Origin of the sequence: Streptomyces durbertensis (assembly GCF_014156695.1) — a bacterium.
GTDB lineage: Bacteria > Actinomycetota > Actinomycetes > Streptomycetales > Streptomycetaceae > Streptomyces > Streptomyces durbertensis.
Window position 1 is genome coordinate 1 of sequence record NZ_WMLF01000828.1, and the last position, 1062, is coordinate 1062.

Annotated in this window: 1 protein-coding gene; it reads left to right on the top strand. The window is 75.4% G+C overall.

Annotation, left to right across the window (positions count from 1 at the left end):
• Positions 1 to 49 precede the first annotated feature (49 nt).
• Positions 50 to 1062: hypothetical protein (locus GL263_RS27125; RefSeq protein WP_228456865.1), on the top strand; the 1013-nt coding region annotated here is incomplete at its 3' end.

Sequence of the window (1062 nt, forward strand, 5' to 3'; positions counted from 1 at the left end):
CGCCCCGCCCGTCCCCGTCCCGGTGTCGGTGCCGGTCACCGCCCCCGAGATGGCCGATGTCGCCCGTCCCTCGCCGCACGGCGACACCGTCCCCCGGCGCACCGCCCGCACCCTGCGGCGCCTCGTCTCCTCCGTGGCCCGGGAGACCGCCGACGCGACCGAGACCGCCCGGGCGATCCAGCAGCCGCTGACAAGCTGCCGGCAGATCGCCGTGACCAGCATCAGGGGAGGCGCCGGGAAGTCGACCGTCGCCGCCCTGCTCTCCCTCACCTACGCGCACTACCGCAACGATCCGGTGCTGACGGTCGAGGCCGACCCGGCGCTCGGCACGCTTCCCGGCCGGCTGGGGGCCGTCGAGGTGCGCTGGACATGCCAGGACCTCGCCCGGATCGTCCAGCCGTCGATGCGTCTGACCGACATCACCGGCTACCTGGTGCGACTGGCCGGCGGGGGCTGGCTGCTCCCCGCCAGCCAGGGCTCGGTGGGCGCCAAGCTGGACATCGAGACGTACCGCACGGTGATGACGTCCCTGCGCAACTACTTCGGCACCACGGTCGTGGACTGCGAGACGCTGCCGGCGGAGGTCGCCAGGGCCGCGCTCATCACCACCCACGCCCGGGTGCTCGTCACTCCCGCGACCGTGGAGGGCGTTGCCGCGACGCGGTCGGTGCTCGACTGGATGAGCGGCCTCCACGCGCACATGCTGCCCACCACGGTGGTCGCCCTTGTCCACGCCGTGCCGGACACCGCGCTCGACGAGGCGAAGGCGGTCGACCGCCTGGCCGCGGGCGGCGCCGCGGTGGTGCCCGTCCCGTACGACCGGCACCTGGCCGCAGGCGGCGCGATCCAGACCGAACTGCTCGGACAGGACACCCGGGAGGCCGCCGCCCGGCTCGCCGCCGCGTGCATGACGCGCGCGAACGCCGGCGGGCAGACCGACCGCATCGTCGACGCCGTGACCACCGCCGCCGACGGACTCGCCGTCAGCCCGCTCCAGGTCGCCCTCGCCTGGGTCCGCGACCGGCCCGGTGTCGCGGCGCCGCTGGTCGGCGCGCGCAACGC